This is a genomic window from Flavobacterium sp. B167r (assembly GCF_056824315.1).
In genome coordinates this window covers 775,788-796,203 of sequence record NZ_CP124859.1, presented here as the reverse complement: position 1 = coordinate 796,203, position 20,416 = coordinate 775,788, and the positions used below count along the sequence as shown (strand labels likewise).

General features: G+C 33.8%; 25 protein-coding genes. 18 read left to right on the top strand and 7 right to left on the bottom strand.

All coding sequences use genetic code 11. From position 1 onward, the window contains the following. Window positions 1-62: 62 nt before the first annotated feature. The 16 genes from QLQ96_RS03845 to QLQ96_RS03770 all read left to right on the top strand — a co-directional run bounded on the left by QLQ96_RS03845 (window position 63) and on the right by QLQ96_RS03770 (window position 12,490). Complete coding sequence (locus QLQ96_RS03845) at window positions 63-968, top strand: LysR family transcriptional regulator (RefSeq protein ID WP_482494819.1); 906 nt, start codon at window positions 63-65, stop codon at window positions 966-968. Window positions 969-1,068: 100 nt separating this feature from the next. Continuing rightward, window positions 1,069-1,425 carry a PKD domain-containing protein gene (locus QLQ96_RS03840; RefSeq protein WP_482494817.1) on the top strand — a complete coding sequence of 119 codons (357 nt, stop codon included), beginning with the start codon at window positions 1,069-1,071 and terminating at the stop codon, window positions 1,423-1,425. Window positions 1,426-1,530: 105 nt separating this feature from the next. Next, on the top strand, window positions 1,531-2,223 hold the full coding sequence (locus tag QLQ96_RS03835; protein ID WP_482494816.1) for an NUDIX hydrolase: 693 nt from the start codon (window positions 1,531-1,533) through the stop codon (window positions 2,221-2,223). Between the two features lie 74 nt (window positions 2,224-2,297). Beyond that, entirely contained in the window at window positions 2,298-3,131 is an 834-nt protein-coding gene (gene prs / locus QLQ96_RS03830) for a ribose-phosphate diphosphokinase (RefSeq protein WP_248728611.1), read from the top strand. Window positions 3,132-3,149: 18 nt separating this feature from the next. Beyond that, on the top strand, window positions 3,150-3,989 hold the full coding sequence (locus QLQ96_RS03825) for an ADP-ribosylglycohydrolase family protein (protein WP_482494814.1): 840 nt from the start codon (window positions 3,150-3,152) through the stop codon (window positions 3,987-3,989). 152 nt (window positions 3,990-4,141) lie between these two features. After that, complete coding sequence (locus QLQ96_RS03820; RefSeq protein WP_144216898.1) at window positions 4,142-4,477, top strand: hypothetical protein; 336 nt, start codon at window positions 4,142-4,144, stop codon at window positions 4,475-4,477. 2 nt (window positions 4,478-4,479) lie between these two features. Then, window positions 4,480-5,349, top strand: coding sequence for a hypothetical protein (locus tag QLQ96_RS03815; protein WP_482494812.1), 870 nt, complete (start codon window positions 4,480-4,482; stop codon window positions 5,347-5,349). 177 nt (window positions 5,350-5,526) lie between these two features. Beyond that, window positions 5,527-6,609, top strand: coding sequence for an adenylosuccinate synthetase (locus QLQ96_RS03810; RefSeq protein WP_482494810.1), 1,083 nt, complete (start codon window positions 5,527-5,529; stop codon window positions 6,607-6,609). A 9-nt stretch (window positions 6,610-6,618) separates the two neighbouring features. Next, the gene (locus tag QLQ96_RS03805; protein WP_482494809.1) at window positions 6,619-7,146 is read left to right on the top strand and encodes an NADAR family protein; all 528 of its coding nucleotides are present in this window, start codon (window positions 6,619-6,621) and stop codon (window positions 7,144-7,146) included. Window positions 7,147-7,153: 7 nt separating this feature from the next. Further along, window positions 7,154-7,567: an ADP-ribosylation/crystallin J1 gene (locus QLQ96_RS03800; protein WP_482494807.1), complete on the top strand. Its 414-nt coding sequence runs from the start codon at window positions 7,154-7,156 to the stop codon at window positions 7,565-7,567. Continuing rightward, window positions 7,564-8,070: an O-acetyl-ADP-ribose deacetylase gene (locus tag QLQ96_RS03795; RefSeq protein ID WP_482494805.1), complete on the top strand. Its 507-nt coding sequence runs from the start codon at window positions 7,564-7,566 to the stop codon at window positions 8,068-8,070. The genes QLQ96_RS03800 and QLQ96_RS03795 overlap by 4 nt, the downstream gene beginning before the upstream one ends. Before the next feature lie 94 nt (window positions 8,071-8,164). Next, complete coding sequence (locus tag QLQ96_RS03790; RefSeq protein ID WP_482494803.1) at window positions 8,165-8,713, top strand: RNA 2'-phosphotransferase; 549 nt, start codon at window positions 8,165-8,167, stop codon at window positions 8,711-8,713. A gap of 64 nt (window positions 8,714-8,777) precedes the next feature. Next, entirely contained in the window at window positions 8,778-9,338 is a 561-nt protein-coding gene (locus QLQ96_RS03785; RefSeq protein WP_482494801.1) for a prolyl hydroxylase family protein, read from the top strand. A gap of 3 nt (window positions 9,339-9,341) precedes the next feature. Further along, window positions 9,342-10,073 (top strand): metallophosphoesterase family protein, encoded by a 732-nt coding sequence (locus QLQ96_RS03780; RefSeq protein WP_482494799.1) that lies wholly within the window; start codon window positions 9,342-9,344, stop codon window positions 10,071-10,073. Between the two features lie 3 nt (window positions 10,074-10,076). Beyond that, window positions 10,077-11,009, top strand: a complete 933-nt coding sequence (locus tag QLQ96_RS03775; RefSeq protein ID WP_482494797.1) for an ADP-ribosylglycohydrolase family protein — start codon at window positions 10,077-10,079, stop codon at window positions 11,007-11,009. 11 nt (window positions 11,010-11,020) lie between these two features. Then, window positions 11,021-12,490 (top strand): nicotinate phosphoribosyltransferase, encoded by a 1,470-nt coding sequence (locus QLQ96_RS03770; protein WP_482494795.1) that lies wholly within the window; start codon window positions 11,021-11,023, stop codon window positions 12,488-12,490. A gap of 248 nt (window positions 12,491-12,738) precedes the next feature. Here QLQ96_RS03770 and nadD read toward each other — a convergent pair whose 3' ends face one another. From nadD to QLQ96_RS03750, 4 genes are all read right to left on the bottom strand, one after another. Next, entirely contained in the window at window positions 12,739-13,320 is a 582-nt protein-coding gene (gene nadD, locus QLQ96_RS03765; protein WP_482494793.1) for a nicotinate (nicotinamide) nucleotide adenylyltransferase, read from the bottom strand. A 110-nt stretch (window positions 13,321-13,430) separates the two neighbouring features. After that, entirely contained in the window at window positions 13,431-14,003 is a 573-nt protein-coding gene (gene gmk / locus QLQ96_RS03760; protein WP_125718070.1) for a guanylate kinase, read from the bottom strand. Window positions 14,004-14,058: 55 nt separating this feature from the next. Beyond that, window positions 14,059-14,919 carry a YicC/YloC family endoribonuclease gene (locus QLQ96_RS03755; RefSeq protein WP_482494791.1) on the bottom strand — a complete coding sequence of 287 codons (861 nt, stop codon included), beginning with the start codon at window positions 14,917-14,919 and terminating at the stop codon, window positions 14,059-14,061. A 95-nt stretch (window positions 14,920-15,014) separates the two neighbouring features. Then, complete coding sequence (locus QLQ96_RS03750; protein WP_482494790.1) at window positions 15,015-15,362, bottom strand: arsenate reductase family protein; 348 nt, start codon at window positions 15,360-15,362, stop codon at window positions 15,015-15,017. A 79-nt stretch (window positions 15,363-15,441) separates the two neighbouring features. Here QLQ96_RS03750 and QLQ96_RS03745 point away from each other — a divergent pair, with 79 nt between their 5' ends. Next, complete coding sequence (locus QLQ96_RS03745; RefSeq protein ID WP_482494788.1) at window positions 15,442-15,897, top strand: DinB family protein; 456 nt, start codon at window positions 15,442-15,444, stop codon at window positions 15,895-15,897. Window positions 15,898-15,944: 47 nt separating this feature from the next. Beyond that, a complete protein-coding gene (locus QLQ96_RS03740) occupies window positions 15,945-16,406 on the top strand; it encodes a DinB family protein (RefSeq protein ID WP_482494786.1) in 462 nt (153 codons plus the stop codon). A gap of 30 nt (window positions 16,407-16,436) precedes the next feature. On the opposite strand, the gene QLQ96_RS03735 is transcribed toward QLQ96_RS03740, so the two are convergent. From QLQ96_RS03735 to QLQ96_RS03725, 3 genes are all read right to left on the bottom strand, one after another. Further along, window positions 16,437-16,925 carry a septal ring lytic transglycosylase RlpA family protein gene (locus tag QLQ96_RS03735; RefSeq protein ID WP_482494785.1) on the bottom strand — a complete coding sequence of 163 codons (489 nt, stop codon included), beginning with the start codon at window positions 16,923-16,925 and terminating at the stop codon, window positions 16,437-16,439. 90 nt (window positions 16,926-17,015) lie between these two features. Next, entirely contained in the window at window positions 17,016-17,438 is a 423-nt protein-coding gene (locus tag QLQ96_RS03730; RefSeq protein WP_482494784.1) for a hypothetical protein, read from the bottom strand. Between the two features lie 106 nt (window positions 17,439-17,544). Then, window positions 17,545-20,328, bottom strand: coding sequence for a TonB-dependent receptor (locus QLQ96_RS03725; protein ID WP_482494782.1), 2,784 nt, complete (start codon window positions 20,326-20,328; stop codon window positions 17,545-17,547). Between the last annotated feature and the right edge of the window lie 88 nt (window positions 20,329-20,416).

Here is a 20,416-nt window from a genome sequence, read left to right as displayed (position 1 = left end):
ACGTCTTATGTGATATCAGTAAAAATAAAATAAACTATGTTTGATATAAATATATTTATATCATGGTAAATCTAGAATGGTACAGAACTTTTAAAGCAGTTTATAAAAACGGTAATTTTTCGGTGGCTGCTAAGGAATTATTTATGAGTCAGCCTGCGGTTAGTCAGCAGATTTCAATGCTTGAAGCACACGTGGGGAATAAATTATTTAATCGGAAATCTAAGGGTGTAGAGCCGACCGAATACGCTAAGTTACTGAATAATTTGATAATAGACGCGCTGGAAAGGCTTGAAAATGTAGAAACTAGTTTTAGAGCAAAAGCTGAAGATGCAAATCGCCTTATTTCGGTTGGTATTTCACAGCACCTTTTCAGTTGTATTGGCAATCTTTTAATTTCTAAATTTGAATTAATCGATTTTACTTTTGCAGAAAACGATACGCTCTTTGATTTAGTCGATTCTAAAAAACTCGATTTTGCAATCGTTACAAAAGGATATGAAACTTTCGATACCAAATATGAGATAGTTGGGAAAATCAAACTCATAATGGTTGCTCCGACAAGTTTAGACATAACCGACTTTCGCCAGAAATTAAAAGCAGACAATTATACCGAAATTGAACAATGGCTGAATGAACAGAAATGGTACAGTCACGATGCCCGAATTCCGCATATAAAATTATTCTGGTTGCATGCTTTTAATAAAAAGCGACCTTCGATGGTGCCCAATTATATTATTCCATCAGAATCTGAAATGCTGAGATTGCTTTCTAAAAACGAAGGAGTTGCAGTAACATGGAATTGTAACGCGCGAAATCTTATTAAAGAAGACAAATTGCAATTGGTGTGGAATAGTTTTCATGTCCCAGAAGAATTTGTGTATTTGCTGACCTCAAAAAATAACAATACGAATTCTTTTTTTGAAACTATTTCGAGGGAATTAAAACTGTTTTTTGGTAATCGCTTATAAAAAAGATATTGTGAAAATATAAGAATATTCTTTGTGTTTGTTTCGGTTTTCCTTTTCTAAAAAATTATCTTTGGGATATATACCACTAAAATTTTCAATTATGAGAAAGATAGCTACAATTTTAATGTTTACTCTGGTATTTTATGCCAGCAACTCTTGCAGTAAAAAAGATGAGGAGGATATCATTGATTGTTTTGCACAGCAAATTTATATAAAAGTGCATAACTCTACAGATGCCACTAATCCTAAGTTGATGAATTATTCTGCCACATATAGCGGTAGTGGAACTTTAACTGGTGTAAAATGGAACTTTGGAGACGGTACAACCGGGACTGGAGAAACAGTAACACATACCTACAGTGCAGCTGGAACTTATGATGCTTCTGCCGAAATAACAATTAAAACAGGTGGATCAGAATGTACATCTACTATTAAAAGACCTGTTACGATAAACTAGAAGAAATAAAATTAAAATAATAGAGTCAGTTTTATAATTTATGTGTTCGCATTAGATTATAAAACTGACTCTCTTCGTTATATTTGTTTGATATGATTTAGGATTATGGAAAAGTTACAAAATATTAGAATAGCGGTTGATGCGATTGTTTTTGGTTATAAAAACAATGGTTTGTATGCTTTGTTGATTGAACAAAAGTTTGGTACTGCAGATAAATATTGGGCGCTGCCTGGAGGTTTGGTACAAAATGATGAATCTTTGAGCGATGCTGTTATTCGTGAATTGCATGAAGAAACGAATGTACAATTAACGTTTATGGAACAACTATACACTTTTGGAGATGATATCCACAGAGATTCCAGAAATCGTGTTATTTCGGTTGCTTATTATGCTTTGGTCGATGCTTCAAACTTAGAAATCAAAGCCGACACAGATGCCGAAAGAGTACAATGGTTTAAAATTAATGAAATTCCGCCTTTAGCATTCGATCATAATTTGATTTTAAAGAAAGCTATAGAACGGCTTAAAGCCAAATTGACTTACGAACCAATTGGCTTCGATTTACTTCCCGAGGAATTTTTATTCTCAGACCTCGAAAATCTATATTGCACTATTTTAGAAAAAGAAATTGATCGCAGAAACTTCAGAAAAAAAATATTGAGTTATGGTTTTTTAGAAGAAACCGACAATTTTTCTCCAATAAGAAGCGGAAGACCAGCAAAATTATTTAAGTTCAATAAGTTGAAATACAATGAATTGATTAATGAAGGCTTTCACTTCGAAATAAAGTTTGCGTAATTTTTACACAAAATAAATTGTTTATTTAAAATTAAATTCTACATTTGCGTATAATTAACGCAAACTAAAAAACTATGATACTAAATCTCGACCCAAAATTCGCTCCATTTCAAAATCAGGAAGAAATCAAATTTCAAAGTTTTACTTTCTCAGGAGGAGAACCACACATCAAAATCGCTCCAGATTTTGATCCAAATAGAAAAGTTACGATTACACACCGATTAAATTCATTCAACGATTTAGGTTTGTTGTGTGTTACAGTTGATGCGCTAAGAAGAATGGATGTTAAAATCATCGATCTTTTCATTCCGTATTTTCCTGCTGCAAGACAAGATCGTGTTATGATTCCTGGTGAACCATTATCTGTAAAAGTGTATGCTGATATTATTAATGCAATGCAATTGAACAAAGTTTTTGTTTTTGATGCGCATTCAGAAGTAACTCCAGCTTTGTTGAATAATAGTACTGTAATTCCGAACTATACTTTTATCAAAGAAGTTTTAAATAGAATTGGCGAAAACGTAAAACTGATTTCTCCAGACGGAGGCGCTTTGAAAAAAATCTACAAAGTATCTGAGTTTTTAGGTGGTGTTGAGGTTGTAGAATGCAGTAAAAGCCGTGATGTAAAAACAGGAAAATTATCTGGTTTTAAAGTTTACAATGATGATTTGCAAGGAATGGATTGTTTAATTGTAGATGACATCTGCGATGGAGGAGGAACTTTCGTAGGATTAGCTGAAGAACTAAAAAAGAAAAACGCTGGAAAATTATACTTAGCAGTAAGCCACGGAATTTTCAATAAAGGTTTTGAAGTTTTAAATTGCTTTGACGGAATTTTTACAACCAATTCTTTCAAAGATTTTGAAGGTGAAAGTGTTCAGGTTATTGGATTAGATCAATTAGTTTAATTTTTAAAATCCAAAAAAATGATACTAGAAGCAGCAATAGGTGATGCCTACGGAGCAGGATTTGAATTTCAGGAGTTAGATTATATTATTAAAAACAATCATTTAACTCAATATCACAAACATGGAATGTATACAGAAATCTATAAAAGATATACTGACGATACACAAATGGCAATTGCAATAACAGAACTTTTGTTAGAAGATGACAATTGGAATGAAGTAAAAGTAGCCGATAAGTTTGTTGAGGTTTTTCATAGAGATAAAAGGAGAGGTTATTCAGATAGAGTTTATAATGCATTAGATGCAAGTAAAAACGGAACTGATTTTCTAAAAATAATTGATAACAGAAGCAGCGGAAACGGTTCTGCAATGCGAGCTTACTCAATCGGATTGCTAAAAGATATTCCTCAAATACTTGATTTTTGTGAGATTCAGGCAAAAACATCTCACAAAACAGAAGAAGGAATTAGTTGTGCTAAAAGAATAGCTTTAGCAGTTCATTATTACAAATATAAACTAGGAGATAAAAGTTCTTTGATCGATTTTGTAAACGATACTTTAAAAGAAAAAGAAATATATAAAGTAACATCGCCAATTGATATGCACGGTTATTTTACAACCCAAGCCGTTATCAAAATGGTTTCTGAGGCAGATTCTATGCAAGATTGCTTAAAAACAGGAATAGATTATGGAGGAGATACCGATACAGTTGCAGCTTTGAGTATGGCGATTTTGAGTCAAAAAGAGCATTGCGATAAAACGCTTCCGAAGTTTTTATACGATGAATTAGAAAACGGCACGTACGGAAAAGATTTTCTAATCAATTTAGATCTTAAATTAACGGAGAAGTTTCATTAAAATGTTTCAAGTTTCAGGTTTCAAGTTGTTTTGTAAGCCTTAAAAAAGAAAATCTATTAACCGTTTCAAGTTTAAAATTCCAAGTTTCAAGTTCAGCACAACTTGAAACTTGAAACAAGAAAAACCTGAAACAAAAACAACCAATAAAAATTATGAGCGACGATTTAAAACCAAGATTTATTGAGTCTTTAAAAAGAAACAATGATCAAATTAGAGAAGACAGAGCCAAAGTAATTGGTGAAGATTCTGAATTAATTTATAGAAGAAGAGTCGAAGACATCGAATTAAAAATCAAAAGACTCGAAAGAGAACAGGAAGGACTGATTGATATTAGTCCGCTGGATAAAAACAGTTTGACTTTTGCCGATTTTCAGCCGGAAGCCTTTGTTCAGAAAGACATGGAACTTTCATTGACAATCAGAAATTTAAACATCCAGTTTGAGGTTACAAAAAAGAGATTTGAATATTTATTTGGTAAAAAATTCTAGTTATGGGAGGTACAAGATATGATTTCGGTGCTCGCGAAAGCAGAGCAAAAAAAGTAGGTTACGCTAGCAAATCTGCTGCAGAGATATTTACACAGAACGCATTACATGTGGCTCATGAATCTATGAATCCGAATGGAGTGATTTTTAGAGAAGCGAGAGATTCTGATGTTCATCCGAACACAGTTCCGATTATTTTAGGATTGGATGTTACAGGAAGTATGGGACATATTCCACACGAATTGATTAAAGAAGGACTTCCAAAATTAATGGGAGGAATTATTCAAGGAGGCGTTCCAGATCCGGCACTTTTATTCTTAGGAATTGGAGATCACGAATGCGACAGATTTCCGCTTCAAGTGGGTCAGTTTGAATCTGGTGACGAAGAATTGGATATGTGGTTAACAAGAACCTACATTGAAGGTGGAGGTGGAGGAAACGCTGGAGAAAGTTACCTTTTAGCGTGGTATTTTGCGGCTTTTCACACCAAAACAGATGCTTTCGAAAAGAGAGGACAAAAAGGATTGTTGTTTACAGTTGGTGATGAACCAGGTTTAAAAACGCTTCCAGCCTCAGCAATTAAAGAAATTATGGGTCAAGGACAACAGACTTATACGCATCTTGAATTATTAGCAGAAGCGCAAAAAAAATACGATGTATATCATATTAGTGTTCTGCATTCAGGGCAAGCGATAAATGCCGATGTTGAATGGAAAGAATTATTGAGACAAAACTGTTTATCGATCGAAGATCACAGAGAAATTCCAAACGTAATTAAAAAGATCATTTGCGATAAACATAAAAGTTCTGGTTTAGGAACAATACCGGTATCTGATGCAACAAACACAGGTTTAGACAATATCGAAATGCTTTAAAATTTTAAACACATAGAAACATAGATTTTTTCTTTTGAGTTTGAGACAAATGGAAAGAAACTAGTTTCTAACACATAGTCCCGAAGCTTCGGGATGTGAATTTAAATAAGTGAAACGCCTTTTTTTAAGATTCCAATAAGCTATGATTCTATGTGTTAAAAATAATATCAAACAAAAATGAAAACAGCGAAAATAGTTATAGGTTTAGGATTTGGTGATGAAGGAAAAGGCATAACAACAGATTTTCTGGCAAAGCAAAACCCTGAATCTATAGTTATTCGCTTTTCAGGAGGACAACAAGCAGCACACACCGTTATGATTGAAGATAGAAAACACGTTCATTCGAGTTTTGCAAGCGGTGCACTTCGCGGTCTTCCTTCCTATTACAGTGAGCACTGTACGATTCATCCGTTTTTTCTGTATAACGAAAGAGAAGAATTAAAAGAAAAAAACGCTAATCTGGACTTGCACATTCATCCTTTAGCAAAAGTCACAACTCCTTTTGACGTTTGGCACAACAGAGGAAATGTGCGAAACATTGAAAATGGAACTTGCGGAAAAGGAATTGGTTCAACCATGAAAAGAAATGAAGGTCCGTATAAATTGTTTGCCATCGATTTGATTGCGCCTCGCGAAATGCTTTTAGAAAAACTAAACCAAATCGCCTATTATTATGGTTTTTTAAACGAAAGCGAAATCGACGAAGAAGTAGAAAAATACCTAGAAGCAATCGATAAAATAAAATGGAATATTGTTGATTATACATTCCTTTCAAAATACGAAAATCTCATTTTTGAAGGCAGTCAGGGAATTCTGCTCGATATGGATCATGGTGTTTTTCCGAATGTAACTTATGCCAATACCACTTCAAAAAATGCAATTGAAATTTGTAATAAACTAAAAATTGAAGATGTAGCCGTTTATTACGTAACTCGAAGTTATTCAACTCGCCACGGACACGGCTGGATGGCGAATGAAGGAGAAATTAAATTAAAAAACAACGAAGAAGAAACTTGTGTTTTTAACGAATACCAAAAGCATTTACGCTTTGGAAGTTTGAATTACGAACTTCTTAATTATGCTCTAAAACTCGATGCTGCTTACAGCCCAATGGCAAAACGAAATTTGGTTGTAACTTGTATGGATCAGCTAGAGCAAGATTATGAGTTTGAAAATCTCACAGCAGAATTCAATGAAATTTATGGATCATTTTCACCCGATTCAAAAGATTTCAAAAACATTACTTCTTTGTTTCAATAAAATAGAAAAATGAAATACAATATAGATACCATAGCTCCAGAAAGTAAGTTTTTATTTTTCTGGGGACACCAGCCGAGTAAAGACGGAAAAATTCTTAAAACCTGTTTCAGTCAATGGTGGTTGAGTTCTTTTAAAGTAGATAAAGTAACTTACAAAACCGCAGAACACTGGATGATGGCGAAGAAAGCAGAATTATTCAACGATCACGAAATTTTAGAAAAAATCCTTGAAGCCGATTCTCCAGCAGAAGCAAAGAAATTAGGTAGAGAAGTTAAAAATTATGTTGATACGGTTTGGTTAGAAAACCGATATGAAATCGTAAAACAAGGAAACTTTCACAAATTCAGTCAAAATACTGATTTGAAAACCTTCTTATTGAATACTAAAGAACGTGTAATTGTCGAAGCAAGTCCAGTCGATCCAATTTGGGGAATCGGAATGGCAGAAGATCATAAAGATATTCTAAAACCAGAAGCTTGGAAAGGTTTGAATCTTTTGGGTTTTGCTTTGATGGAAGTTAGGGATGAATTGAGGTAAAATGATTATGAAAACAACAAGATTATATCGCCCAGTTGGATTAAAAGAAATGGAATTAATCGCAACGTCTGGATACAATGCTTTTCCACCAAGATTAGAATGGCAACCTATTTTTTATCCAGTAACGAATCAGCAATATGCAGATCAAATTGCTTTTGAATGGAATACTGTTGATGAATTTTCAGGATTTATTGGAATTGTAACTGCTTTTGAATTGAAAACAGATTTTTTGGAAAAATACGAAATTCAAAATGTTGGAGATAAAAACCATAATGAACTTTGGATTCCTTCAGAAGATTTGTCTGATTTTAATTCTAATATAGTCAACGAAATTGAGATTATAAATGTTCATTTTACAGACCATTCTTTGAAAAGTGAGAACAAAGAACTTAATGACAAATTAGATAGTTTTAGAAAATGATTTTAGAATTATTAAAAGCAGATATAACAGAAGTTCAAGTTGATGCAATAGTCAATGCTGCGAATACTTCTTTGCTTGGAGGCGGTGGAGTTGATGGAGCAATTCATCGTAAAGGAGGAAAAGCAATTTTAGATGAATGCATTCAAATTCGAAATAAGCAAGGAGGCTGTAAAACTGGAGAAGCTGTAATCACAACAGCAGGGAATCTGCCTTCTAAATACGTTATTCACACCGTTGGTCCAGTTTGGAATGGTGACAAAGAAGAAAAATCAAAATTGCTGGCAGATTGCTACAAGAACAGTTTGAATCTTGCTGTGGAAAACGGAATCAAAACGATTGCTTTTCCAAATATCAGTACAGGAATTTATCATTTTCCGAAAGATAAAGCGGCTGAAATCGCGATAAAAACTGTAAAAAATTTTGAAAGAATTTCAGAAATAGAAAAAGTACTATTTGTCTGTTTTGATGATGAAAATTATCAGATTTATGAAAGTGTTTTGTAGATATTCCGTTAGGAATATATTGTCGGTAGACAAATAAATTATAGAAATCCAGAGATGTTCCATCGGAACATTTCGTTGGTAAAAAAGAAAAAAAATGAATGAAAAAATAGCAAAAAGCGTCAGCAAATTTTTAAGTCTGGTGCTTAGACATTCGCCTGAAACTATCGGATTAAAATTAGACGAAAATGGATGGGCAGATGTAGAAGAATTAATTATAAAATGTAATAAAAAAGGACAACGTCTAGATGTGGAACTTTTAGATTACGTTGTAGAAAATAACGATAAAAAGCGTTTTGCTTATAATGAAGATAAAACCAAAATCCGAGCAAGTCAGGGACATTCTATTTCGGTTGAATTAAATCTGGCAGAAACAGAACCTTCGGAATATTTATACCACGGAACGGTTGGAAAATTTATGGAGAACATTCGTAAAGAAGGTTTGAAAAAAATGAGTCGCCAGCATGTGCATTTAAGCAAAGACAAAGAAACTGCTACAAAAGTAGGAAGTAGAAGAGGAGTGCCACAGATTTTAACCGTTAGAAGCGGAGCGATGCACAGAGACGGATTTAAATTTTATTTATCCGAAAATAATGTGTGGTTGACCGATGAGGTTCCTTCGAAATACATTGAATTCTCATCCTAATAAAATACTTCTTAAAGCATAAGATTTTCAAAAAACAAATTTTAGTAATCCTAAATGTATTAGCATGTTAAACATTATTAGTGAAGAAAAGGAAATTTATACAGTCGATAACTTTCTTACAATTGAAGAGTGTAAGGAGTTAGTAGAAAGAAGTGAGCAAATTGGCTTTGAAGAAGCGGGAGTAAATGTTGACGGCGCTCAAAAGATGATGAAAATGGTACGCAATAATGAACGTATTATGTATCAGGATGATGAATATGCTTCTTTATTATGGCAGAAATTGGAACCTTATGTTAAATCGGAAGTAAAAAACAGTACGGCAATCGGATTAAACGAGATGTTCCGATTTTACAAATATAATCCGACGCAACGTTTTAAAATGCACATTGACGGAAGTTACAAACGCAACGAATCTGAATTTAGCTATTATACATTTATGATTTATTTGAATGACAGCTATGAAGGCGGAGAAACAAAATTTGCTTCGGGCGAAATTATTACACCCAAAACGGGAACAGCGCTTATTTTTGAACACAGCCAGCGTCATGAAGGTGCGGCTTTGATCTCGGGAATAAAATATGTTTTAAGAAGTGATATTATGTATAAACTCAAAGATGGTATTTAAGTGATGAAAAGAACACTAGTTTTTGGAGATATTCACGGAGGATTAAAAGCTTTGATTCAATTACTGGATCGAGTTACTATATCTGAAAATGACCGATTGATTTTCTTGGGAGATTATGTTGATGGCTGGAGCGAATCGGCGCAGGTAATTGATTTTCTTATTGATTTATCTCAAAAACAAGAATGCATTTTTATAAGAGGAAATCACGATGTTTGGTGTCAAGAATGGTTAGAAAAAGATGTAATAAATGATATTTGGTTTTTGCACGGCGGAAAATCGACTATAGAAAGTTATCAGGATTTTGATCTTTCGCGAAAGCGGAAACATCTTGATTTTTTTAGCAACATGAAAGATTATTTCGTCGATGAAAATAACAATTTGTTTATTCACGCTGGATTTTCATCGATGCACGGACCAGAAAAAGAACATTACCAAACCAATTTTTCTTGGGACAGAACTTTATGGGAAATGGCAATGACAATGGACAAGCGAATTAAAAAAGATTCGCTTTTATACCCAAAAAGATTATTGCTTTATAATGAAATTTATATCGGACATACGCCAACGCTTCATTATGATGTAGAAATTCCAATGCAAGGTTGTAATGTTTGGAATATTGATACAGGAGCAGGTTTTTACGGAAAACTTTCGTGTATCGATATAGAAACGAAAGAATTTTGGCAAAGCGATGTAGTACAGACGTTTTATCCAAATGAAAAAGGAAGAAATAAGTAAAAAATGAAAAGTACAATAGAATCGGGTTTATTTGGTGTCGCAGTTGGTGACGCTTTGGGAGTTCCTGTTGAATTTAAAAGAAGGGAATATTTAAAAGAAAATCCTGTTACAGACATGATGGGCTTTATGTGCTGGAATCAGCCTCCAGGAACTTGGAGCGATGATAGTTCGCTTGCATTTTGTACAGCCGAGAGTTTATGCAAAGGTTTTGATATAGAAGATATGGCTCAGACTTTCGTAAAATGGATGCTGGAAGGTTATTGGGGAGCTCATAATAAAGTATTTGACATAGGAGGAACTACAAAACATTCGCTGCTTCGTGTCGTAAAAGGTGAATCTGCTGCGTTTTCAGGTAATTTTTTTGATGAGGATAACGGAAATGGTTCATTAATGCGTATTTTGCCTCTGGTTTTTTATCTTCAAAAAGAAAAAAATATTGAAGTTATTTACCAAAAAGTCAAATCGGTTTCGTCGATAACTCACGCTCATTTTCGTTCTGGATTTGCCTGTTTTATTTACGTGGTATATTGTTTGGAAATCTTAAAAGATAAAGATAAATTCGAAGCTTATAAGGATATGAAAAGTATTCTTTCAAAATTTTTGGAAGATAAAAAATTTAATCCTGCTGAAATTCAGTTGTTTGATAGAATTCTGAAAAACGATATTTTGTATGTGGAAAGCGAAATTGAATCTTCTGGTTATGTACTTCATAGTTTGGAAGCAAGCCTTTGGTGTTTTCTGAATTCCGATTCTTATGAAGAAACGGTATTGCGAGCAGTTAATTTAGGTGGAGATACAGATACAACAGGCGCAATCGCAGGTGGATTGGCAGGAATTTATTACGGACTTGATGATATTCCGCAAAAATGGATTGAAAATTTAGCAAGAACAAATGATATAAAAGATTTAGCAGAACGCTTATCAAATAAAATATAAATAACTTATATATGAACCCATTACTATTAACTGACGGTTACAAAGTTGACCACAGAAGACAATACCCAGAAGGAACGACAATTGTATATTCTAACTGGACACCAAGAAAATCAAGAATTGAAACAATTGATGAAGTAATCTTTTTCGGACTGCAGTATTTCATTAAAAAATATATCATTCACGATTTTGAAGAGGATTTTTTCAAAAAGCCAAAAGAAGAAGTAATTAAAAAATATTCTCGCAGAATCAACAATTATTTAGGCGAAAACCTTGTTGGAATTAAACATATTGAAGATTTACATGATTTAGGATATATTCCGATGGTTTTTAAAGCTTTGCCAGAAGGAGCAAGCGTTCCGTTGAGAGTGCCAATGTTTACAATGTATAACACGATTCCAGAGTTTTTCTGGTTGACAAATTATTTCGAAACCTTACTTTCTGCAGTAATCTGGTTGCCTTGTAACTCTGCAACAATTGCAAAAGAATACAGAAAAGTATTAGACAAATATGCAGGAGAAACTTCTTCTGTTCCTGAATTTGTAGATTGGCAAGCACATGATTTCTCAATGAGAGGAATGGGCGGAATCGAAGCAGCTTTAACTTCTGCGGCAGGGCACTTGTTGAGTTTTACAGGGTCTGATACAATTCCAGCAATTGATTTCTTAGAAGAATATTACAATGCTAATTCAGATCAAGAACTTGTTGCAGGTTCAGTGGCAGCGACAGAACATTCTGTTATGTGTATGGGAACGACAGAAGGCGAGTACGAAACTTTCAAAAGATTGATTACAGAAGTTTATCCAAAAGGTATTGTTTCTATCGTTTCTGATACTTGGGATTTATGGAAAGTTCTAACGGATTATCTTCCAAGATTAAAAGAAGAAATTGTTTCAAGAGAAGGTAAAGTTGTAATTCGTCCTGATAGCGGTGATCCAGTAGATATCATCTGCGGAAATCCAAACGGAAAAACAGAACAAGAGAAAAAAGGAGTTATAGAATTGCTTTGGGATGTTTTCGGCGGAACTACAAATGCTAAAGGATTTAAAGAATTGGTTCCGCAAATCGGAGCGATTTATGGAGATAGTATTACAGTAGCGCGTGGAACTCAAATCTGCGAAAGATTAAAAGAAAAAGGATTTGCTTCTACAAATGTTGTTTTAGGAATTGGGTCTTTCACTTATCAATACAACACCAGAGATACTTTCGGATTTGCGATGAAAGCAACTTACGGAGAAGTGAATGGCGAAGGAAGAGCAATCTTCAAAGATCCGATTACAGATGACGGAACTAAAAAATCGGCTAAAGGATTAATGAAAATCGATTTAATCGACGGGAAATACCATTTAACTGATAATGTTTCTTGGGAAGAAGAAAAACAAGGCGAATTGAAAGAGGTTTTCAGAGACGGAAAACTTTTAATTGATCAATCGCTAAGTGAAATCAGAACAAGAGTAAAAAGCGAAGTAAACGTTGAAGCTTAATTATAGCAAAAAGCCTGAATTTAAAATTCAGGCTTTTTTATGATTGTTTTTTAAATCTTTGTCAAAATTTCAAACTATGGCAAAAGTTTTTTTTGTTGCTATGGTTATGAATTGCCTCCAGTTTTAACTGGAGGTAAAAGTATGATTCTACATCGGCTTTAGCCAAACTATGGCAATTTTGGCTAAAGCCATTTTAGCATTGAAAATAAAAAAAACCTTCAGTTAAAACTGGAGGCAATTCAAAAATTTTACTTCTTATAAAAATTATTATGATCGATATACTCCCAAACCTTCGGAGGAAGTAGTGGCTGAATATTTTTCCCTTCTTTAATATTATTTCGAATAAAAGTCGAAGAGATTTCTACAATCGGCGCATCGATAACATGAATTTTTGGATGCGATTTTAATTCGACATTTTCGGGTTCGTCAGAAATGCGAGGATAAACATAAATATCATGATTCTCGAGAATTACCTCATAGTTTTTCCATTTATGAAGCGTTTTCAGATTGTCTTCTCCCATAATCAAAGAAAATTCATGAGTTGGATATTTCTCTTGCAAATGAGCGAGCGTAATAACCGTATAGCTCGGCTGAGGTAATTTAAACTCGATATCAGACGGTTTTATCTTCGCATAATCTTCTGTTGCCAGAAAAACCATTTGCAAGCGCTGCTGATCGTCTAATAAAGTTGATTTTTTCTTTAACGGATTGTGAGGCGTAACAACCATCCAAATCTGATCTAAATCGGCATATTCTGCCATGTGATTGGCAATGATTAAATGACCAACGTGTATAGGGTTGTAAGTTCCGAAATAAAGACCTATTTTCATTTTGTATAGTTTCGCAGAGAGTCGCTAAGATAGCACAAAGATTCGCAAAGTTTTATTTCAACTTCGCGAATCTTTGCGTTTTTTCTTCGTGTATCTCTGTGGAATAAAAATTATTTACTAATGAAATCTTTCACTAATTGATGTGCTTCTTCAAGAGCAACCTCTAAATCATAGTTTTTAATAATCACATCGAACTGAGGCGCTGTTGCTAATTCTACAGAAGCTTTTGCGATACGCATATTGATTTTGTCTTCGCTTTCTGTAGAACGTTGTTTTAATCGTCGTTTTAATTCGTCAACACTTGGTGGTTTCACGAAAACAGCTAAAGTTTCTTCTGGAAATTTATGTTTGATACGAAGACCGCCAACTACGTCAATGTCAAAAATGACATTTTTTCCTAAAGCCCAGATTCTTTCAATCTCCGATTTTAAAGTTCCGTAGAAGTTATCGCGGTAAACTTCTTCCCATTCCAAGAAATCTTCTGCTTTAATGTGCTTTTTGAATTCTTCTAACGAAATGAAATAGTAATCCTTTCCGTGAACTTCTTCACCACGTGGCGCGCGCGATGCTGCCGAAATCGAAAATTCAAGATTTAAATCTTCCTGGCCTAATAAATGTTTTACGATAGTTGTTTTCCCCGATCCAGACGGTGCCGAAAAAACAATTAATTTTCCTTTGTTCATTGTGTATGCTTTAGGCTTCAAGCAATATGCTCTAAGCTTTAAATTTGTGTAGTATTTACAGAACGTTTAATACTTGTTCCTTAATCTTCTCCAATTCATCCTTCATCATTACGACCAATTTCTGCATTTGCGCATGATTCGATTTAGAACCCATTGTATTGATTTCGCGTCCCATTTCTTGAGTGATAAAACCAAGTTTTCGTCCGTTAGCTTCATTTCCATTTAAAGTTTCCAAGAAATAATCCAAATGGTTTCCTAAACGTACTTTTTCTTCCGTGATATCTAATTTTTCTAAATAATAGATTAGTTCTTGCTCAAAACGATTTTCATCTACATTTACCTGCAATTCTGAAATAGCAGTTTGCAAACGGTCTTTAATAGCTTGTACTCGTTCTGGATCAAGTGCCAAAGTATCGTTCATATATTGGCGGATATTTCCAATTCTCAGGTTAAATTCTTTTTCAAGAGAAAGACCTTCATCTTTACGGAAATTCAAAATATTTTGAAGTGCTTCGTTAATAATAACCTGAATTTGCTCCCAGTCATTTTCGTCAATTTCTTCACGTTCTGTTTTTAATGTATCTGGCATACGAACCGCCATTTTCATTAATTCAGTTTCATCTGCATCAGGATTTACCTCTTTTAACTGTGCAATATAATTTTTTACAACAGGTACGTTTACTTTTGTTGAAGTTTGTTCGGCTGTGCTTTCTACATAGATTGCAAAATCAATTTTTCCTCTTTCTAATTTAGTCGAAATCTGAGTTCGTAATCCAAGTTCCATTTCGCGGTAAAGCGAAGGCATTCTTACGTTCAAATCTAAACCTTTACTGTTTAGGGATTTTACTTCAACGGTAATTTTCTTTGTAGGCAATTGCAAAGAAGCTTTGCCAAACCCTGTCATAGATTGTATCATATAATTGAGTATAAAGGCGCAAAGATAATTAAAAGTTTGATGCCTTGTGTTGTAAATTGTGAATCAGTTTTGTAGATCAAAATCTGCGTTAATTCTTACGTTAAAGCATTTATAACTTCAGCTACATTTTTTTGGCTGTTGCCGATGTAAATTTTTCCGTCAATAATAAAAACGGGACGGCTTAAGAAAGTATAATGTTCTAAAATGTATTTTTTAAAATCGGCTTCGGTCAAAGATTTGTCTTTTAAACCCATTGATTTGTACAATTGAGCTTTCTTGCTGAATAATGCTTCGTAGCTTCCAGAAAGTTTATACATTTCTTCCAATTGTTCTTCCGTAATCGGATCTTGCCTGATGTCTTGAAAAACAAGATCGTTTTCTGGTAGACTTTTAATGATTTTGCGACAAGTATCGCATGATGCTAAGTAGTATATTTTGTTCATTATTTTATGGATTTGTTAGAATGCAAAGAAAATCCATTTGAAACTTAAAAATGACTAATTTTAGAAAAAAAATACAGTTATGAGTTCAGTTTTTGAAACACAGAAAACAATTAGAGAAATTCTTTTACAAATTTTAGACAATCATTCATTAGAACAATTAAACAAGATTCCACAAGGTTTTAATAATAATATTATCTGGAATATTGGGCATTGCGTAGCAGCACAGCAAACTTTGGTTTATAAATTATCAGGACTTCCAACTATGGTTTCTGAAGATTTTATAGCTAAATATAGAAAAGGGACTAAGCCAGAAGGAGATGTCTCTCAAGACGAAGTAGATGAAATTAGAACTTTTCTTTTATCAACCTTCGAAAAGACCCAGAACGATTTTGAAAGCGGACTTTTTGTTGATTATAATGAATACACAACAAGTATGGGATTCACTCTTCGAAATGTACACGATGCTTTAAACTTTAATAACTATCACGAAGGAATTCATACAGGAATTATAATGACATTAAGAAAATTGGTTTAATTTTATAAATAAAATCTTACTTTTGTAGTTGATTTTAATTAAGAAATATGAATTCAATTTTTGAAATACAATACACTATTAGACAAATTTTAGTTGATGTATTAGATAGTCATTCTTTGGAACAATTAAATAAAGTTCCATTAGGTTTTAATAATAATATTATTTGGAATGTTGCGCATTGTATTGCTGTTCAGCAAAGCGTAGTATATAAATTGTCTGGACTTCCTTCCACTGTTTCTGACGAATTTATTTTGAAGTATAGGCAAGGAACTAAGCCTGAAAATCCTGTTTCACAAAAGGAAGTTGATGAAATTAAAGAATTATTGTTGACTACTTTAGATCAAACTGTTAAAAATTATAAAGAGAATAAGTTTGTGAATTACAGAGAATATAAAACAACTTTAGGAGGAGGTTATGTCTTAAAAGATATTGAAAGCGCATTAGATTTTAATAATTACCATGAAGGTGTTCATTCAGGAATGATAATGATTCTAAAAAAGTTTGTTTAAAAAAAATCCCGCTTTTAAAGCGGGATTTTTTTATTCGATTATGGTTTCGATGGTAACCTTCATTGCTCCGGCACCTTTATGTTTTGTAATGTCCATAAAAGCTCTTTTAGACAAATCGATTTCGCGGGTTTTTACAAAAGGGCCGCGGTCAGTAATTTTTACTATAACGAATTTGCCATTGGCTTCGTTTGTTACTTTTACTCTAGTTCCAAAAGGAAGTTTTTTGTGAGCCGCAGTATATTTGCTGTTGTTAAATCTGCTTCCGTTAGCGGTTCTTTTTCCGTTAAATTTATCTGAATAATAAGAAGCGTGAGCGTTTTTCTTGTATGGTCTAAGTTTTAAACCTTTGTCTATAAAAACAGAATCCGGTAATGGGATAATAGCTGGTTTTACATTTTTAACAGTATCTTGAATGATTTTAGGTTCTGTTGTAGGTTTGGTTTGGCTTATAGCATAGGTAAAGCCGCTAATTAGGGTTAAAGCGATTGTGGCGAATAAAATATTTTTTTTATTTCTCATGGGTTATTTCTTTTCAGACTTGGGGGGAGTTTGTACAAATAATATGCCGAGATGAAAAAAGCCCTGTAGGAGGGCTTTAATTGGTGTTATTTAGAACCAAAGGTTCCAAGGAATTCTACTTAAAATAAGCAATAATCCTAATCCGTAAAATATAGCAAACGTTTTGAATTTAGCTTCGCTATTGATTAATTTTTTATGTTTAGACCATCCAATAGTTATTAAAACGATGGCAATAAGGTTAATTAAAGGGTGTTCTAGTGAAGTTAATCTAAGTGCTGCATTTGACATTTGTCCAAAAGCTGCTTTTCCAAGCGGAGAAACAAAATATAAGATTAAACCAATCAATAATTGAGTGTGAGTACCGATTAAAGCAAATAAAGCGATTTTACGATCTTTACCAGTAAATTCTTTTTTTGAAGTTACTCCGATGATAGCATTAACAACAGCAATAACTAAAAGAAGTAATGCTAAGTACGCCCAGCCAGAGTGAAATTTTTGTAGAAAATTATACATAAACTGTGTTTTTTGTTTAAAACAAATATAACAAAAAAGGCTATAAAAAAACGGCATTAAACTTAAAAGTCAATGCCGTTTTATTATTTATTTAGATTCTAAATTCTTAGAAATCGTAACGTAATGCGAAGTTCCAAGTTCTACCGAAACCAAAGTATACTTGGTTTGTAGTAGCAATACCTTTGTATGTTGAAACAGTAGGAACATCAGCAGCAAAAATATTTGTTTTTGCTTCAGCAATGTAAGTATAATCAAAAACGTTGTTTACGTTTAATCTGAAACCTACAGAGTTGTTTTTAGTTCTACCAACTAACCATTTGTAAGATAAACCAGCATCAGCAGTACCGTAAGATGGTAATTGTAATGCTCCTCTGTTATCTTCTTTTGTAAAGTTTCCTGGAGAAATCTGAGCATACAATTTATCATTGTAGTTGTAGTTTGCATCAACAGTAAAACGAGGCAAAATTTCGTAAGTTGCTCCTAAAGCAGCAGTTGTTTGAGCAGCATCTCCAACTCTTACACCGTCAAGGTATAATGTAGTAGGAGTTCCTCCTCCAATAGGGTTGTTTCCAGAGTCAAAACGGTTACTTGTACTTGTGCCTTCATACTGCCAATCTCCAATAGATAACATACCTGTAATAGTAAGTTTGTCAATTACTTTTGCAGTACCATCAATCTCGATACCTGAGTGAATTTCTGTAATTCCAGCGAAGTCATAGTAACCTCCAGTGTTATCAGCAGCTCCGTCATTTTGTCTTTGGTATCTGTCTTTCCAAGAAGTACGGTATAAGTTTACGTTTGCAGAGAACATTCTTGTACGTAAACCGTAACCAGCTTCGATACCGAAGATTTTTTCGTTTGTTAAGTTACCATTTACAAGAGATGCATTGTTTGGGTAAACTGCATTAAAGAATGGTTGTTTTGAGTAGTATCCTGAGTTAACAAAAACATTATGGTGCTCGTTGATGTTGTAGTTAACACCGCCTTTTACGTTTCCACCTAAGATGTTTTCGTAATCTGTACTTGCCAATGGAGTTCCAGCAGCATATTTGAAATAATCAACTCTTTTGAATCCTTGTTGAGAAAGAGCACCTTGAACGAATGCAGTAAATTTGTCATTAGAATACTCTAATTGAGTAAATCCACCGTACCATCTAACATCACCATCATTGTTGAAGTTGATTTTTTCTTCTTTGTCAGTGTCTTTAAATACATTCCAAGGAGCGTATGTAGAATTTGTGCTGTATAAAACTCTATTAGGATTGTTAACATCAAAATTGTCAATGTAAGCATCTGCTCCTAATCTGTTGTTTACGTTTTGGTAGTGAAGACCTTTGTATCCTCTTACGTCAACTCCAAGATCCCAAGTTAAATTTTCTGTGAATTTTTTGTTGAAGTTAACAATTGCTCCGTACCAGTTGTGAGAGTTAATAGATGAAATCTGAGAAATACCTGAAGTATTATTGAAAACGTATGGAGACGTTGCTGTTCCAGATCCAGTTCTTCCTGTGTTAGAGCTGTTTTGGAATTGTCCGCTTGCACCATTTGTTGCACGAGTATTGTCTGTGTTGTTAAATCTGATAACTTCGTTACCTGTATTCCAACGAACGATTTTATCGTAGTCAACTAAACCATCTGCAGTTCTAAATACATCACTAGCGTAGTTGTTGTTTCCAGCACCACCTGCTCCTCTAGATCCTCCTCCACGTCCGAAAGAAACGTAACCTACAGTAGATAATTTAGAAGTTTCATTGATTTGGAAATCGTAGTTTAATGAAACAACTGGCTTATGGTAGTAGTTTCTTGTCATATTGAAAGCTTGACCATCTTTGTAACCCCAGTCAGAGTTATATTTAATGTTTGGATCAGATACTGAACCATATTTTTGGTACTGTGCTATTGTGATGAAAGTATTTCTTTGATCGTGCCATTGTGGAGCACCAGTAACTGTAAATTGGAAATCGTGTTTGTTATTTTTTGAAGAATAACCAAGAGCTACATAGTAGTTGTCTCCGTTAAATTGAGTTCCATCAACATATCCATCACCTTGAGTGTGGCTGAATAAAACAGAAGCAGAAAGTCCGTTGTCTAATTTTCCTGTGTTGTAAGCAACGTTAGATTTAAAGAAGTTGTCGTTACCGAAAGAAGTACCAACTGTTCCACCTTGTTTTAAATCAGAAGCTTTAGTTACGTAGTTCATTGTACCCCCAACAGAAGCGATAGCTAATTTTGAAGATCCTAAACCTCTTTGTATTTGAATAGCAGAAGTAACATCAGATAAACCAGCCCAGTTACTCCAGTAAACAGAACCGTTTTCCATGTCGTTAACCGGCATACCGTTAACCATTACCGCAACGTTGTTTTGGCTAAATCCACGAACTGTAATTCTTGAATCTCCAAATCCACCACCAGATTTAGTTACATAAACAGATGGAGTGCTTTTTAGCAATTCAGGAAGTTCTTGGTTTCCAAGTTTTGCCTGAATTTCAGAAGCTTTAATTGTTGATACAGCAACAGGAGTTTTTCTGTCTTTTGCAATATCTACAGTGCTACTTTTAACTACAATCTCAGTTAATTCGTTAGAGTTAGAAGCTAAAGTGATAGTTCCTAAGTTTGTAGTTGCACCATTTGCTACATTAAATTTCACAGTTTGGCTGTCAAAACCTAAGAAAGAGATAACAATCTCACCTGTGCTTGATGTTGATGTAAGAGTAAATTTACCATCAAAATCTGTTGAAGTTGCTGTAGTAGATCCTTTGATCACCACATTTGCTCCTGGTAAACCACCTGTTCCGTCGGTAATTTTACCAGTAACTTTTCCTTGAGAAAATACGGTTGAAACTATCATAAAGAATAGTCCGGTCAGTAACCAATTTTTCATTTTCTTCATTTTGTTATTGAGTTTATTGTTTTTGGCAAAATTATAACAAATAACTCAGATAGTGTTATCAAAATGTTAAGAAAAATAAGTTTTGCTT